The organism is Bordetella genomosp. 4 (assembly GCF_002261185.1).
Taxonomy (GTDB): domain Bacteria; phylum Pseudomonadota; class Gammaproteobacteria; order Burkholderiales; family Burkholderiaceae_B; genus Bordetella_A.
Map to the genome: position 1 here is coordinate 36203 of NZ_NEVQ01000002.1, position 14341 is coordinate 50543.

Annotated in this window: 13 protein-coding genes; 10 read left to right on the forward strand and 3 right to left on the reverse strand. The window is 59.3% G+C overall.

Features of this window, described 5'->3' with window-relative positions; all coding sequences use genetic code 11:
* The first annotated feature begins 60 nt into the window (after window positions 1-60).
* The 3 genes from CAL20_RS02330 (at window position 61) to CAL20_RS02340 (ending at window position 3418) form a co-directional block, all read left to right on the forward strand.
* Entirely contained in the window at window positions 61-1275 is a 1215-nt protein-coding gene (locus tag CAL20_RS02330; RefSeq protein WP_254924260.1) for a transposase, read from the forward strand.
* A 95-nt stretch (window positions 1276-1370) separates the two neighbouring features.
* The gene (locus CAL20_RS02335; protein ID WP_094822705.1) at window positions 1371-2555 is read left to right on the forward strand and encodes a TauD/TfdA family dioxygenase; all 1185 of its coding nucleotides are present in this window, start codon (window positions 1371-1373) and stop codon (window positions 2553-2555) included.
* Window positions 2552-3418, forward strand: a complete 867-nt coding sequence (locus CAL20_RS02340; RefSeq protein ID WP_094822706.1) for an isocitrate lyase/PEP mutase family protein — start codon at window positions 2552-2554, stop codon at window positions 3416-3418. The genes CAL20_RS02335 and CAL20_RS02340 overlap by 4 nt, the downstream gene beginning before the upstream one ends.
* 99 nt (window positions 3419-3517) lie before the next feature.
* Here CAL20_RS02340 and CAL20_RS02345 read toward each other — a convergent pair whose 3' ends face one another.
* Window positions 3518-4366 (reverse strand): DUF4189 domain-containing protein, encoded by an 849-nt coding sequence (locus CAL20_RS02345; protein ID WP_094837094.1) that lies wholly within the window; start codon window positions 4364-4366, stop codon window positions 3518-3520.
* 387 nt (window positions 4367-4753) lie between these two features.
* On the opposite strand from CAL20_RS02345, the gene CAL20_RS02350 reads away from it, so the two are divergent.
* Together CAL20_RS02350 and CAL20_RS02355 are read left to right on the forward strand one after the other, a co-directional pair.
* On the forward strand, window positions 4754-5296 hold the full coding sequence (locus tag CAL20_RS02350; RefSeq protein ID WP_094822708.1) for a hypothetical protein: 543 nt from the start codon (window positions 4754-4756) through the stop codon (window positions 5294-5296).
* Window positions 5297-5417: 121 nt separating this feature from the next.
* Window positions 5418-5933: a hypothetical protein gene (locus tag CAL20_RS02355; protein WP_094837095.1), complete on the forward strand. Its 516-nt coding sequence runs from the start codon at window positions 5418-5420 to the stop codon at window positions 5931-5933.
* Between the two features lie 34 nt (window positions 5934-5967).
* Here CAL20_RS02355 and pdxR read toward each other — a convergent pair whose 3' ends face one another.
* Window positions 5968-7458, reverse strand: coding sequence for a MocR-like pyridoxine biosynthesis transcription factor PdxR (gene pdxR / locus CAL20_RS02360; protein WP_094822710.1), 1491 nt, complete (start codon window positions 7456-7458; stop codon window positions 5968-5970).
* Window positions 7459-7547: 89 nt separating this feature from the next.
* Between pdxR and CAL20_RS02365 the strand changes: the two genes are divergently transcribed.
* Together CAL20_RS02365 and CAL20_RS02370 are read left to right on the forward strand one after the other, a co-directional pair.
* Window positions 7548-8171 carry an FMN-binding negative transcriptional regulator gene (locus CAL20_RS02365; protein ID WP_094837096.1) on the forward strand — a complete coding sequence of 208 codons (624 nt, stop codon included), beginning with the start codon at window positions 7548-7550 and terminating at the stop codon, window positions 8169-8171.
* A gap of 166 nt (window positions 8172-8337) precedes the next feature.
* Complete coding sequence (locus CAL20_RS02370) at window positions 8338-10770, forward strand: carbohydrate-binding family V/XII (RefSeq protein WP_094837097.1); 2433 nt, start codon at window positions 8338-8340, stop codon at window positions 10768-10770.
* Between the two features lie 92 nt (window positions 10771-10862).
* Here the strand turns inward: CAL20_RS02370 and CAL20_RS02375 are convergent, their stop codons facing one another.
* Complete coding sequence (locus CAL20_RS02375; RefSeq protein WP_094837098.1) at window positions 10863-12452, reverse strand: IclR family transcriptional regulator domain-containing protein; 1590 nt, start codon at window positions 12450-12452, stop codon at window positions 10863-10865.
* Window positions 12453-12603: 151 nt separating this feature from the next.
* Between CAL20_RS02375 and CAL20_RS02380 the strand changes: the two genes are divergently transcribed.
* Genes CAL20_RS02380 through CAL20_RS02390 form a run of 3 tightly spaced genes read left to right on the forward strand, consistent with a single transcriptional unit; the run spans window position 12604 to window position 14182 of the window.
* Complete coding sequence (locus tag CAL20_RS02380) at window positions 12604-13407, forward strand: ribonuclease activity regulator RraA (protein ID WP_094837099.1); 804 nt, start codon at window positions 12604-12606, stop codon at window positions 13405-13407.
* A gap of 17 nt (window positions 13408-13424) precedes the next feature.
* Window positions 13425-13892 carry a nuclear transport factor 2 family protein gene (locus CAL20_RS02385; protein ID WP_094837100.1) on the forward strand — a complete coding sequence of 156 codons (468 nt, stop codon included), beginning with the start codon at window positions 13425-13427 and terminating at the stop codon, window positions 13890-13892.
* Complete coding sequence (locus tag CAL20_RS02390) at window positions 13889-14182, forward strand: Dabb family protein (RefSeq protein WP_094837101.1); 294 nt, start codon at window positions 13889-13891, stop codon at window positions 14180-14182. Before CAL20_RS02385 ends, CAL20_RS02390 begins: the two co-directional genes overlap by 4 nt.
* Window positions 14183-14341 lie beyond the last annotated feature (159 nt).

The following is a 14341-nucleotide window of genomic DNA, read 5'->3' on the forward strand; positions in this document are numbered from 1 at the left end:
TTGAGTTGACATCTGGATAAATATCCAGTTATCTGGTTTGATGTAGATAGTATCTCGGGCATGCAAACCAAACGTGCCTACCGATTCCGGTTCTATCCGACGCCCGAGCAAGCGATCACGCTGGCTCGCACGTTCGGTTGTGTGCGTGTGGTCTATAACCACATGCTTAGCCTTCGTTCGACAGCCTGGGCTGATCGACAAGAGCACCTGGGATATCACGCCACCTCTGCGGCCCTGACAGCGTTGAAAAAGCTGCCGGACTATGCGTGGTTGAACGAGGTCAGCAGTGTTCCGTTGCAGCAGACACTGCGCCATCTGCAAACGGCGTTTGTTGGGTTCTTTGCCAAGCGAACGGGATATCCTCGCTTCAAACGCAAGGATGGCCCGCAATCGGCGGAGTACACCGCGAGTGCTTTTAGATGGGATGGCCGCTCGCTCAAGCTGGCGAAGATGGCTGAGGCGTTGCCCATCCGTTGGTCCCGTCAGATTCCCAAAGCCGCCAAGGTCACTACCGTCACAGTCAGTAAAGACCCGGCGGGCAGATATTTTGTCAGCCTGCTGTGTGACGACGTTGTGGCGCAGAAAGCGCCTACGTCGAAATGTGTCGGGATTGATCTGGGGCTGTCTCATTTTGCGGTGCTCTCAACAGGAGAAAAAGTCGATGCACCACAGATCTTTCGCAAGCATGAAGCTAAATTGGCTAAGCTACAGCGCCGCTTGGCCAGAAAACAAAAGGGATCGGCTCGCCGTGCCAAGGCCAAGCTGACAGTCGCCAAGCTGCATGCAAAGATCGCAGACACCCGCAGGGATTTCCTGCACCAGCTTTCCACCCGGTTGATCCACGAGAACCAAGTGATTGCCGTAGAAAGCTTGTCTGTATCCAGCATGCAGAAAAACCGCTGTCTTGCTAAGTCCATCGGTGATGCCGGATGGGCGGAGTTTGTGAGACAGCTGGAATACAAGGCCCGTTGGTATAGGCGTGAATTCGTGCGAGTGGATCGCTGGTACCCGTCGAGCAAGCGCTGCCACGTTTGCGGACACGTATTACCGAAGCTGCCGTTGAGTATGCGACATTGGTCCTGTCCGGAATGCAACGCAGACCACGACCGCGACATCAACGCGGCGCATAACGTATTAGCCGCCGGGCTGGCGGTGTTAGCCCATGGAGAAACGGTAAGACCTGAGTGCATGAATGATGATGTACGACGGCTCGATTCGGTGAAGTGGGAATCCCTTTCCTTCAGGGAAGAGAGTAGTCAACAAATTCTCTTATGAAATTCTTCAAATAACATCGCTATTCTAAATGAAGCGGCGTCCTTACACTGGCGGTTATTGGTCCTCTGACATTCTTATCCATTACGGAGACGTACATGAACGCCATCGATTCCGCCATGCGCCCACTGCCCTGGACAGCTGAACAAGTACGCCAGGACAACTCCTGGATTTTGCGCCTGACCGACGAGCAAGTCGACGGCATCCAGGCGGCATTGGCACATGCCAAACGCCTGGACAAACCCCTGCTCGCGATGGAACAGGCGGACTTCCCGCTATCGGCCGCCGCTCAGGCTGCCCTGCAACAAGCCATCGATATGACCCAGCGCCGTTGGGGCATGTGCCTGCTGAAAGGTTTTCCCGTCAACGACTGGAGCGAGGACGACACGCGCCTGGCCTATTGGGGTCTGGCGTTGTACATGGGCGTGGGCCGCACGCAGAATCGTGCCAGCCAGTTCATCAACGATGTACGTGATGCCGGTGGCGAATACAAGGTCAAAGGCGGCCGTGGCTACAACACCAATGCGGGTCTGGATTTTCACCAGGATTCCTGCGACGTCGTGGCGCTGCTCTGCCGCCGCACCGCAAAATCTGGCGGCACCAGCAAAGTCGTCAGCTCGATCGCACTGCGCGACGAGATCCTCAAACGCCGCCCCGACTTGATCGCCGCGCTGCAAACTCCGTATTTCCACAGCTATCAGGGCACCCAGGATCCCACCCAGCCGCCCTACTATCAGTTGCCCATCCTCGGCTCGCACCCGGAGTATTTCTCGGCGCGCACCAATCGCAAAAACATCATCGCCGCCCAACGTGACTTCCCGGAAATCCCGCGCCTGACCACCGCACAGACCGAAGTGCTGGATTTGCTGGATGAACTCATGCCCAGCGAACGTTTCTGCTATTCGATGGAACTTGAACGTGGCGACATGCAGCTGCTGAACAACTACGTAACACTGCATTCGCGCACACCTTTCGAGGATTACGAAGAGCCCGATCTCAAGCGCCATTTGCTGCGTTTGTGGTTGGCGGTTCCTAGCTCGCAACCGCTGCCCGATGACTGGGCGACTTACTACGGCGATGTCCGTGCCGGCGCAGTGCGCGGCGGTGTACGCGGCAGCTCCATTACCGAAGAGTTCCTCGCCTACGAAAAGCGCCAGGCCGCAGCGTTGAACATGCCCTTCGAAACATGGCGTCCCAAGGTCACCAAAGAACAAATGGAAGCCATCATCGCCGATCTGGCTGCTCAATCCAACGACACCGTTACCGCAGGAAACGCCGCATGAACGAGCTCAACTTGCGCGAACGCCTCGCACAAGGCCCCGCGGTCTTGGCACCCGGCGTCTACGATCCCTTGACCGCGCTGATCGCCGAACAAGCCGGCTTCGACGCTCTGTATCTGTCAGGCGGAGCGGTCGCCTATACCCAACTGGGCCGTTCTGATGTCGGCCTGACCACCGCCACGGAAACGGCCGATGTCCTGGCGCGCATCACCGACCGCGTGCAACTGCCCGTCATCGTCGATGGCGATACGGGTTACGGCAATGCGCTCAATACGCAACGCACCGTACGCGTTTTCGAGCGCGCCGGTGCCGCGATGATTCAACTGGAAGACCAGACATTTCCAAAGCGTTGCGGCCACTTGGAAAACAAGACCTTGGTATCCAAGCAGGAGATGTGCGGCAAGCTGCGCGCGGCCCTGGATGCGCGCCACTCATCGGACACACTGATTCTGGCGCGTACCGACGCCGTGGCCGTCGAGGGCCTGGATGCCGCGATGGAACGTGCCGATGCCTATCTGGCATGCGGTGTCGACGCGCTATTCATCGAGGCCGTCGTCTCCGCTGACGATATGGACCGGGTCTGCGGCAAGTACGCAAGCCGTATCCCCCTACTGGCCAACATGGTCGAAGGCGGAAAAACGCCGGTGGGCAGCGTGGACGAATTGTCCGCACGCGGCTATCGCATCGTGATCTATCCCGGCGGCACGGCGCGATTTGTGTCGCGCCAATTGCAGCGCTACATGGCCAGCCTGAAAACCCACGGGACGACGCGCCCCTTGTGGGACGAGATGAATAATTTCGACGCGCTCAATGGCCTGATAGGTACACCCGAGCTATTGGAGCTGGGGCGTAAATACGAAGCCTGACACCGCACGCGACGCGCGTTGGGAAGCGATGCGTATGACACGACACGCCCCGATGCGATCACAGTGTTGCAGTCCCACGGCCAGAGCCTGGCCGTGGAATCAATTCGGTTTTTCGTCAAATCCCGGATAGCCGTCGATATAAGCACGCCCCGAACAACGAACCATGGCGACGCAACTGGAGGTGCCCCGCTTGGCATTGCAGGTCGCACGGGCTTCGTTTCGTGCGGCGACGGGATCGGGATTAAGCAGCGTGAAACTCGTCCCGCGGCCTTTGACGCCCTTCTCCCAGGCCAATCCAACGCAGCTATCGGTGTAGGTCAGCAGTTTCGTGCAGCCTTTGCACTCTTCCCATTCGAGCAACGTTTTAACGGCTTCCTCTTCGCTGGGGTAGTCGTCTGCATACTGCAAACCACCGGTTTCTGTTTCCGTAATGGCGCCCCAATAGCCGCGCTGATCCAGCTTGGCTGACAAGGCCTCCAATTGAGCCGACGTCGCCTTTGCCGCTGCCTGATTATGCTCAGGGCTATAGCCCGGCCCTACGCAAACAGGCAGCATAGCCAGCTTGCACTTGCCCGGCGGGCTCTCGGCGGTACAACGGCGGATGGCCTGCTTGGCGGCGATTTCAGGCGACGCGCTGTACCCCGGAAACAACCGCCCTCCGGTATCACGCGCCCAGGTCGAACAACTATCGGCAAACCAATTCAGTGCCTGGCATTTTTTGCCGCCGGCACGCTTGCATTCAGCCACCGCGGCAGCCTGCGCCTCCTCCGAACTTGTCTCGGGCAATGCCCAATACAGCTTTTCGAACTTTTCATCCGTAGATGTGGCGCCATAGAACCTTTCGGTTTCCGCATGAACCGGCGAAAGCACGAATACCGAGAACAGCGCAAGCGCGGCGCCGACAGCACGTATCAAGGGCAAGCAACGGGAAAGCAAATGGATAGGCATTTTAAGGGGTCAGGTAGCGAGCTTGCCACGCGTTGGGGGCATGCAAGCAAACAGTGATCGGCGCACCAGGGCTCTGTCACAAATGGGCACGATCTTAGCAAAGCCCCTCAGACTTTCTGACACGAGATGTCACGCGGCCTCGCATATTACGTAACAATTTTTATTTAATACGCGGCAGAGCGATTTCCAACTTCGGTAAAAATACCGGGGTTTCGGCGTCCTGCAGACAAAGGCCGAGGTAAACGAAACAAGCCGAACGTCACGAAACGAAACAAAATGAACCGCCTCACAAGCCGTATTCCGCCCCATAACGGCGGGCGCTGTGGCATTGTGCGCGGAACCCCGATACGTCACATACAGACGTCACAACATCATCTAGGTTTGCACATGTCCCGCTGTTCTCGACTGGGCATTTTTGCCGCACTGCTGGCCACGCTGGGCTTGAGCGCTTGCGCCCCTATGCCGTCTGGCGGCAGCTCTTCGCTTCCCTCGCTGAGCGGATTGCTGCAAGGCGATTTTTCCCTGTCCCCGAGCGTGAACATCGCACGCAACATGAAAGGCCGCTCCATCGATGACGCCATTGCAGCCTTGGGTGAGCCTTCCAAACAGCGCCCGGTCGGCAATACCATGGAATTGGAGTGGTCGGATTACCAGGCCCAGCCCTATCAAGCATGGGTCTCTGACGGCAGCAGCCAGCAAGTCGTCGGCATGATCCCGGGGTCCAGGGGCGGAGCCGCGACACCTGTTTTCCAACAGACCAACTACGGCCACTACGAAAACCGCACCTCGGTCTACGAATGCACAGTGCTGCTGCGCATGCAAGATAGCGTTATCGTCGACACCAGCGTACAGGGCAATGTATGCCCGGAGTTCATCTCTGCACTGCGCAAATGGGCCGGCGAGAAAGAGGCTCGCAACTATATGGACTGATCGCCCTGGTGGCATGATCGGCGTTTAGAATCCAGCAACCCCGTCTACGCAGAATCAAAAAGAACCCACCGCGCACACGATCCCTGTTCGCTCCTCTCACCTTTGCATTGAGAAAAAAAGCATGCAGCGTTTTGTTTTCCTTACCCTGGCCCTGACCTTGAGTGCAGCCTCTACCGTCCTGGCAGCGGTCGGCGCAGCACCGGCAGATGACTCTGCGCCGGCAGCCACGACTGCTGCGGCCAGCACCACCGCCCTCGCTCCGGTACAAAAAACCGAGATTCGCGACCAGACGGCGTATGAGCGTTTGATGCACAACAGCGGCGTCACTCTGCAATGGCTCTGGTCCGACGACCGCGGCCATCTGGTGGCGACAGATAAAAATGATGTCGTCAGCATCGCGGGCACACAGGAAAACGCCGAAGGCTCGCTCGCGATCAAGGGCGATATCGTCTCGATCGACAAAGACCGCTTTGTCTTTCGCGGCACGATATTGATCGTCGACGCTCCGGACCAAGGACGCCGTTGCGAGCGCACCGGAGACTTCGAGTTCAAAGCCACTGGCAAACGCCGCTACTGGCGTCTGCAACAAATGCAGACCTGCGACCACCTGACCGATTACGTCGATATCTATTATTGAAATACCAATGCGGCGGCGCGAGCGTGGACAAGGTCTACAGATTCCCTTGCCGCGTCAATGACGCAATCACTGCGGCCAGGATACGCACGCCTTCTGCAATGGCATTCAAATCCAAACTCGCATAGCCCATGATCAATCCCGCCGGGCGGGAAACTTTCGAGGACACGCGCGTAGCATATAAGGTAGACACCGGATACACGCCCAAACCCTTGCTACGCGCCGCAGCCACCAAAGCGCCCTCATCCTGACAGCGCAACGACGGCAGCCATAACACCACGTGCAGCCCTGCCGCCGTTCCCATTACCTGTACACCGGGCGGCAGGTATTTCGCTACGGCGTCCAGCAGTGCCAGCCTTCGGCGTTCGTTTTCCCGGCGCATACGACGTACGTGACGCTCGTATGCGCCGCTCTCTATCAGCGCCGCCAGCACGCGTTGTTCCAATACCGGGGCATGACGATCGGCCAATTGCTTGGCTTGGCGAAAAACGTGCACCAACTCGGCGGGCAATACCAGATAGCCTAGGCGCAACTGTGGCGACAATGCCTTGGAAAAGGTACCGACGTATATCACACGGCCATCAGGGTCCATGGCGTGCAACGCATCAATGGGACGTTGACCGTAGCGAAACTCACCGTCATAGTCGTCTTCGATCACCCAGGCTTGATGTTGTCGCGCCCATTGCAATAGTTCCGCGCGCCGGCCGACAGGCAACACGCCTCCCAGCGGAAACTGATGCGAGGGCGTCACATACGCCAGCCGTGCTCGTTCGTCCGTAGGCAAGCGCGCCGTGTTCAGTCCGTGCTCATCCACCGGTATTGCCAGACGCTTGGCACCGGTTGCCTCAAAGCAGCGACGCGCCATCAAATACCCCGGATCTTCAAACACGAACTTATCCCCGGGATTCAACAGCAACCGAGCACAGAGATCGATCGCCTGTTGCGATCCATGCACCGTCACAATCTGCTCGACATCACATATCAGCCCACGCGCACGCCTCAAGTACCCGTGCACCGCCTGCCTCAATGCCGCATCCCCCTCGGGCGCGATGTAAGACAGACTATCCTGCTGCCGAACCAATTCCGCTAAATAAGCACGTCGCCAGGCCAATGCAGGGAAATCTCGGGAGGCCAACGCCCCATATCGGAAATCAATCCTTGGCGCAGCCACGGGCCGCGGCAAGTCGATCTTGGCCACCCGGCGGCCAAAGTCGGACAAAGCCGCCCCAGGCGGCGCCGGCTGCCCGCGCCCCCGAGACGACGATGTCACCGATGCCAATGGCACAGCGACCCTCGCGGCCCGGCCCACCGCCGTGACCAGAAATCCCTCAGCGGCGAGCTGTTCATACGCCGCGGTGACAGTCGTGCGCGATACGCCGTGCTCTATCGCCAGCGCGCGTGTAGACGGCAGCCGTGCTCCCGGCGCAAATGCGCCATCGACAATTTGAGCCCGCAACCATTCGCAGAGACGCCGTCCCGCCCCTGTCGGCCCAGCTCTCGTACCAGGTGCAGCCTCAGACTGGCCCATTTAAATTACCTGAAACTGGATCTTCTTATTGTGCCAGTTTTACGCAAAATAGAGGCATCGCCAACCCGCCGCATTATTTCCCGGACCCTATGTATATTCCCGCTCACTTTGCCGAAAACGCCCCGGAAACCCTGCACCGTATCATCCGCGAGCATCCGCTGGGCATCCTGATCACGCATGGAGACAACGGACTGGATGCCAATCACATTCCGTTCGAGCTCGACCCAGCGTCCGGCGCGAACGGGCGGCTGTCCGCCCACGTCGCGCGCGCCAATCCGGTCTGGCAAAGCTGTGCGACCGGATCCGAAGTCCTGGTCGTCTTTCGAGGCACCGAGGGCTACATCTCGCCGAACTGGTACCCAAGCAAGCACGAGGCGCACCGCCAAGTTCCCACCTGGAACTACGAGGTCGTACACGCTCATGGCATCCTCACCATTCACGACGACGAACGCTTCGTGCGCCGCATTGTGGCGCGTCTGACCAAGACACACGAAGCGTCCGAACCCAAGCCATGGAAAATGGGCGACTCCGAGCCCGCATTCATCGATGAAATGCTGCAACACATCGTAGGCATAGAAATCGAGATCACGTCGCTGGTCGGCAAGCGCAAACTCAGCCAAAACAAGGACATCCGCGATCGGCTGGGTGCCGTAGATGCCCTGCAGGCGCGCGGCGCGACTGAATTGTCGGCGTCCATGCGGGATCCTGATTAAATCGCGGTGAAAAACACGACCAAACAACGCTGGACACTACCCGATAAGTACCATTAAATACGGCAGCCTTCTTATCTTTTGTGGATGTCCTGCTTTGCCTTTGGCTTCCCTGACGTAGCGAAGCCACGCTCCCCTGAAAAACGAAAGCCTCCCCGAGGAAAGCTTCATGTTTCAAACAACAAAAAGCGTGCGTACCGCGGCCATCGTCGCGGCTTTATTCTCCGCTCCGTTGACAGCCAGCAGCGTCAGCGTCTTTGCGCAGCCCGCACCACAGCAAACCGCTGCGCCGCAATCCCAGAACGCAGCCCCCCAATGGCCCCGCACGCTCGAGTTCCATGGCACGCGCTACGAGGTCTACCAGCCGCAAATCGATACCTGGACAGGCAATCGCATCACAGGCCGCATGGCCATCGCAATGGGCCCGAGCAATGGCCAACCAACGTATGGGGTGGCGGATTTCAGTGCCGACGCCAATACCGATAAAGCCAACGACGAAGTCCACCTGACCCAACTGCAGATCACCCGCGTCCAAGTTCCCACCGAACCCGAAAAAGCACAGGCCATACGGGAGCAGTTCAGCTCGCGGCTGCCTGTCGAGTTGACGCTGCGCCTGAGCGAGCTGCAACTGAGCTACGCCGCCTCCCAGCAGCTATCGAGCTTGAAGGCCATGCCGGTCAAAAATACGCCGCCGCGCATCTACGTCGAAAACGCCCCTACCGTATTGGTGCTGGTCGACGGCGCCCCCGTTCTGAAACCCGTCGCGCACGCAGATGGCTGGCAGCGTGTCGTCAATAGCCGGGCCTTGATTCTGCGTGGTACGAATGGCGACTATCACGTCAACGCAGTGGGATATTGGTACACCTCGCGCTCGTTGTCCGAGGGCTGGCGTAGCGAATCCCCCTCTCAAGGCCTGCTCACCGTCGCTGCAACGGCGGCACAGCAGGCCCCCGTCGATCCCATGCTGGCAAAAGGTGCGGCACGCCCTCCCGCCGCGCCTGCCTTGATCGTGTCTTCCGAACCTGCCGAACTGGTCCTGATTCAGGGCCAGGCACAGATGCGGCCCGTGCAAGGTACCAATCTGCTGTCTGTCAACAACGCCGACCATGCCTTGTTCATGCAGCCGGCAGACAACCGCTATTACCTGCTCGTATCGGGACGCTGGTTCAGCGCCTCTACGTTGAACGGCAGCTGGAGCTACGTCCCCGGCAACAAACTGAGCGCGGACTTTGCCCGCATCGACGTACATGACCCACAAGCGGGCGTACTCGCCTCAGTACCCGGCACGCCGCAAGCCAAAGAAGCCCTCATTGCCTCGACCATCCCTCAAACCGCAACCGTATCGCGCACCAAGGCCACACTGCATGTGGACTACGTCGGCGGCACACCGAATTTCGACCGCGTCGCCGGCACGCAATTGCGTTATGCCGTCAACACGTCGGTGCCTGTGATTCAAGTCACGAGCAACGAGTATTACGCCTTGTCCCAGGCGGTGTGGTTCACTGCCAGCTCACCGCAAGGTCCCTGGCGCGTCGCGGCCTCCGTACCGGCGGCGGTCTACACCATTCCTCCTGAATCGCCTTTGCATTACGTCACGTACGTGCACATCTATGGCTCCACGCCAGATACGGTCGTAGTCGGCTATACCCCCGGTTACTTGGGCATGATCGCCGGCCCGGATGGCACCGTGGTCTACGGCACGGGCTACACCTATCCTCCTGTCATTGTGAACAACAGCTGGGTGGGCTATCCGCCCACCTATGGCTATGACGCCGCGCTGGGCACTGCCGCGGGATTTGCCTTCGGCTTCGCCATGGCCGACATGTGGGGGCCCGAACCCTATTGGGGACCGTACGGCGGTTTCCCGTACTCGCGCGGCGTGGACATCAATACGGTCAACGTGTACGGCGGCTGGGGACACGGCACCGTCACCCGCAGCGTGGGCTACAACGACTGGACCGGCAACGAATGGCGCACTGCGCATGTCGACGGCTATAACCCTGCCACAGGCAGCCACTTTGAGGGATCACGCGGCGCCGATTACAACGCCTACACCGGCAATGCCGCCGCAGGGCAGCGTGACGCCTACCGGAACAATTCGACCGGCGTCTCGGGCGCCAGCCGCTCGGGTGTCGTCGAAAACGACGATGGCCAGTGGCGCGCCGGCCGGCAGAGCGTACGCAACAATGCCAATACCGGACGCACCATCGTCTCCAGCACCACGGCCAACGGCCAAGCCGGCGATGGCACGGACAACGTGGACCGCCGAGGCATCGCGCATGACAGCCACACCGGCAACTCCGTCGCGTGGAACAACGGCCACATCTACGGCGACGCCAACGGCCATGTCTACCAGCATTCCGCCGACGGTGGCTGGCAGACACACACCTCGTCAGGCTGGCAGCCGATCCAGCGCAGCGATTTTTCATCCGGCAATGTGACGAACTATCTGAACGATCAGCGCCAAGCCCGCGATTGGAGCGATAACCGATTCAACGCCATGCGCGGCGATTCGGACTTTGCAGGACGCTTTGGTGGAGGAGACCGTTTTGGCGGGGGACGTTTCGGTGGATTCGGAGGTGGCCGAGGCTGGCGCCGCTAGGCCCCCGGATATCGTACTGATGTTCGATTCAGCGCGGGGATGGTGACAACATCGCCCCGTGCAATCGCCAGTGGTTTACCAACCTTTGGTTTTCACAAATCCAACAGCAGCAATCGCCCTGACAGGGGCGCACTGTTCAATGCATCAATAGACACGCGATGCCGCTCTGTCGTGATCGCCAATTGCGCCGTACCGTCTGAACGTTGAATCATTGCCAAATCGGTCGGGCATGGCACAGGCAGACCCACCACGCGATCCAGTTGACCATCTCGCGTCAAGCGGATCACCGACCATCCATCAGCCAGCGCAGTCCAGATCCCGCCTTGCGCATCGAATGCCAAGCCGCTGACCCGGCCTGACCCTCGCGGCAAACTCGTCAACCGGCGTACGGCATTCTCGCCAGGCCGCAGCATCACAATCGATCCAGAGCCCTGCAAGGCCGCATACAACGTTTTCTCGCTGGCATCCCATGCCAAGCTTTGTACAGGCTCGCCGATTCGCCAGCGCACGTCCAACGTACCATCGGCACGCAATAATCCTATCGCCGACCCGGACTCCGGCAGACCGCACGCAACCCAAATAGCTTGCCCCTCGCCATTACACAGTGCCAGCACCGAGCCATTGATCCATGACGTCAATGCCGCCACCCTTCCATCAGCATTGACCTGCTGCACCCCAGACTGATGTACGACGATGACACCCTCCGCATCACGGACCAACCCGATGATGGGTGCCTCCACGCGGCAAATCTCCCTGTCCTCGCCGTTCTCGTATAAACGCAGTGATGGGGCAAGCACATCTGCCCACCATAGTTTCCGTCCACCATTCATTGAAATCGGATGGGCCCCATGAAATGCCCATCTGCCAGGCACCGCAGTGACGGACTCCTCGGCACCCGCCTTCGTATCAGCCGCCTGCGTCTGTAATTGCGCCCCCACACGCCGCGCTGCCTCCGCCACCTCAGGGCCCAGCAGTTCCAGACGTTCGCGTGTCAAACGATACGCCGGCCCCGCAACACTGATTGCCCCCCGCACCTGACCTGCACTGTCAATAACCGGCGCGCCCACACAGCGCACGCCAAGCACGATTTCCTCATCATCGATGGCATATCCGCGCGTCCGGGTAATACCCAATTCCGCATGCAGGCGGCGGCGATCGGTAATCGTCAACGGCGTCAACGCTTTGAGTACGGCATCCCGAACGAAACTCTCACGTTCCGCATCTGGCATCGCAGACAAGATGGCTTTGCCCTGGCTCGTGCAATGTACAGGCTTGCGCTCGCCCAGCGCCGCGGCAGAGCGCTGGCTATGCGCCCCGTCGCAGCGTTCCAGCGAAATCACTTCCCGCCCATCCAACGCGGCCAGATAAGTAGTCTCTCCAGTCAAATCGCGCAACAGCCGCAACTCATACGCGGCAGCTGCCACCAGATCCGGCATGGCATAAGCCTGACGCGCCATTTCGAAACAACGGAACCCCAGGCAATACACCTTGCGCAATGGGTCCCGACGCAATAGACCGCGCGCGACCAGCGTCGCCAGCAAGCGATACACCGTCGTACGCGGCAATGCCAGGCGTTCGGCCAACTCGCTTTGTCCCAATCCTTCCGGTGCCGTGCCTACAGCATCCAACACATCCAGCGCTTTCTCGAGGGCGCCGGTGCCCTCGCCTGCAGAGGTGGCCATGGTTTGTCTCAAATGGTGGTACTGGACCCGCCGTCACCGCCAGCGGGTATCGGTCAAGCCATTCTATTTCACCCTAAAGCTCACTAGGATGAACCCATGTGCATCCTCAACACCACGCACTCCTCCAATCCCATAATGTGAGACAGATATCATGAAAGACGTGCCAGCGCCCTTGACTAGCATCCCGCAACGCGCTCCCGCACCCTACGTGCCTGATTCGGTGCTCGACCGTCTGGCCAAAGCGACCAGCGGTTCATTGACCACGCAGCTCTATATCAAAGGCATCCGGCAACCGGTATTGCATGGCCTGCGCCCTTTGAATAAAAAGATCAAACCCTTTGCGGGCCGCGCCTACACGATGCGTTTCATTCCTGCTCGAGAGGACGTGGACTTCTACGGCAATCTGACCACCTCTCCCAATGCCGACAATCTGCAATGGGTAGGCGTAGAACAAGTCGAGCCCGGCCATGTATTAGTCATAGACAGCAATCGGGATGGCCGTGCGGCATCGATGGGAAACATGCTGATCACCCGCATGATGATGCGCGGCGCGCGCGGGGTCGTCACTGACGGCACCTTTCGGGATGGCACCGAGCTGAGCAATATGGATTTCCCGATCTGGAGCACAGGCGTCACTGCCACAACACGATTGAGCTATCACCATGTCGCGGACTTGCAAGTCCCTATCGGTTGCGCAGGCGTGGCTATCTACCCTGGCGACGTCATCCACGGCGATGGCGACAACATCACAGTCATCCCCGCGCATATGGCCGAGGAAATGGCTGATCTCTGCGAAAAGCGTGATGACATCGAAGCGTATCTCGCGCTCAGAGTACAAGCTGGTGAACCGCTATGGGGACTGTATCCACCCAGTGATGCCACACGCGAACAGTACAAGCAATGGATTGCCGCAGGCCGTCCGGCGATCGCGCCCGCCCAGCCTGCACGTCCCTGATCGCCGGAGGAATCATCATGTCCGAATCATTCACCCCCGAATACTACGCTGCGCTCATTCGACGCTACTTCGACGCCTGCAATGCGGCAGACTATGACGCACTCGTGGATTGCTTCACGCCAGACGCGGTGCACTATTTCCCAGCCGGGCTGCCGGAAATCCCTTGGCGCAGTGCTGACACGATCGCACGCAAATGGGTATGGTGTGTCGAGACGTTGGGTTCGCAATGGACCATCGAACGCATCATCGTCAGTCATGACACACCCGAGGCAATGATCGAGTGGACGCACTGGAAAAACAAGCAGGGTACGGCCTTGAGAGGCGCAGAGTGGTACGACTTCGATCCCGCAACCGGCAAGATCTCCGAGATCCGCGCCTACTATGCCTCGCCTGCCGATCCCCAAACCACCATTAACGAACTCGTGGATTTCGATTATTCGGGCCGGGGTTATCACCTGAAAAGTGCGACGAGGACAGGCGAATGATCCGTCATATCGTACTCTTTCGCCGCCGTCCCGATGTCGCCCGGGACGTGCAACGCGAAGCAGAACTAGCGGCACGCATGACTGCCCTCGGCGCAGACATTCCCGCCATTCAGTTCTGGCGCGTCGCCGCCAACGAATTCGATCGCCCCATCAGTTGGGACTACGTGCTCGAATCGGAAGTCGCAGATGCTGAGGCTCTCGACGCCTATCTATTCCATCCGTTGCATCAGGCTTTGGTGGCGGACCTGAAACTCTATTTCGAATGGGCGGCTGTGGACTATACGGCGTAGATGCTCTCTGGCTAGGAATCGTGAGTGCTATTGGACGTCGAGGCGGGGCAGTGACCGTGTTGGCGCTTCACGGAGTCGGTCGGCCGCCTGCGCGGCCGACACCGCTTTGTCAACCTCGTCGCTACGCTCCTTCGGTTTCCCTCGCTCGACTCCGAGGCC

Excerpts from the sequence above, each read along its gene's own strand:
- pdxR (WP_094822710.1), bottom strand. The coding sequence starts at position 7,458 with ATGGGCCAGTCTGAGGCTGCACCTGGTACGAGAGCTGGGCCGACAGGG.
- CAL20_RS02350 (WP_094822708.1), top strand. The coding sequence starts at position 4,754 with ATGTCCCGCTGTTCTCGACTGGGCATTTTTGCCGCACTGCTGGCCACG.
- CAL20_RS02330 (WP_254924260.1), top strand. The coding sequence starts at position 61 with ATGCAAACCAAACGTGCCTACCGATTCCGGTTCTATCCGACGCCCGAG.
- CAL20_RS02390 (WP_094837101.1), top strand. The coding sequence starts at position 13,889 with ATGATCCGTCATATCGTACTCTTTCGCCGCCGTCCCGATGTCGCCCGG.
- CAL20_RS02385 (WP_094837100.1), top strand. The coding sequence starts at position 13,425 with ATGTCCGAATCATTCACCCCCGAATACTACGCTGCGCTCATTCGACGC.
- CAL20_RS02345 (WP_094837094.1), bottom strand. The coding sequence starts at position 4,366 with ATGCCTATCCATTTGCTTTCCCGTTGCTTGCCCTTGATACGTGCTGTC.
- CAL20_RS02375 (WP_094837098.1), bottom strand. The coding sequence starts at position 12,452 with ATGGCCACCTCTGCAGGCGAGGGCACCGGCGCCCTCGAGAAAGCGCTG.
- CAL20_RS02340 (WP_094822706.1), top strand. The coding sequence starts at position 2,552 with ATGAACGAGCTCAACTTGCGCGAACGCCTCGCACAAGGCCCCGCGGTC.
- CAL20_RS02355 (WP_094837095.1), top strand. The coding sequence starts at position 5,418 with ATGCAGCGTTTTGTTTTCCTTACCCTGGCCCTGACCTTGAGTGCAGCC.
- CAL20_RS02365 (WP_094837096.1), top strand. The coding sequence starts at position 7,548 with ATGTATATTCCCGCTCACTTTGCCGAAAACGCCCCGGAAACCCTGCAC.
- CAL20_RS02370 (WP_094837097.1), top strand. The coding sequence starts at position 8,338 with ATGTTTCAAACAACAAAAAGCGTGCGTACCGCGGCCATCGTCGCGGCT.
- CAL20_RS02380 (WP_094837099.1), top strand. The coding sequence starts at position 12,604 with ATGAAAGACGTGCCAGCGCCCTTGACTAGCATCCCGCAACGCGCTCCC.
- CAL20_RS02335 (WP_094822705.1), top strand. The coding sequence starts at position 1,371 with ATGAACGCCATCGATTCCGCCATGCGCCCACTGCCCTGGACAGCTGAA.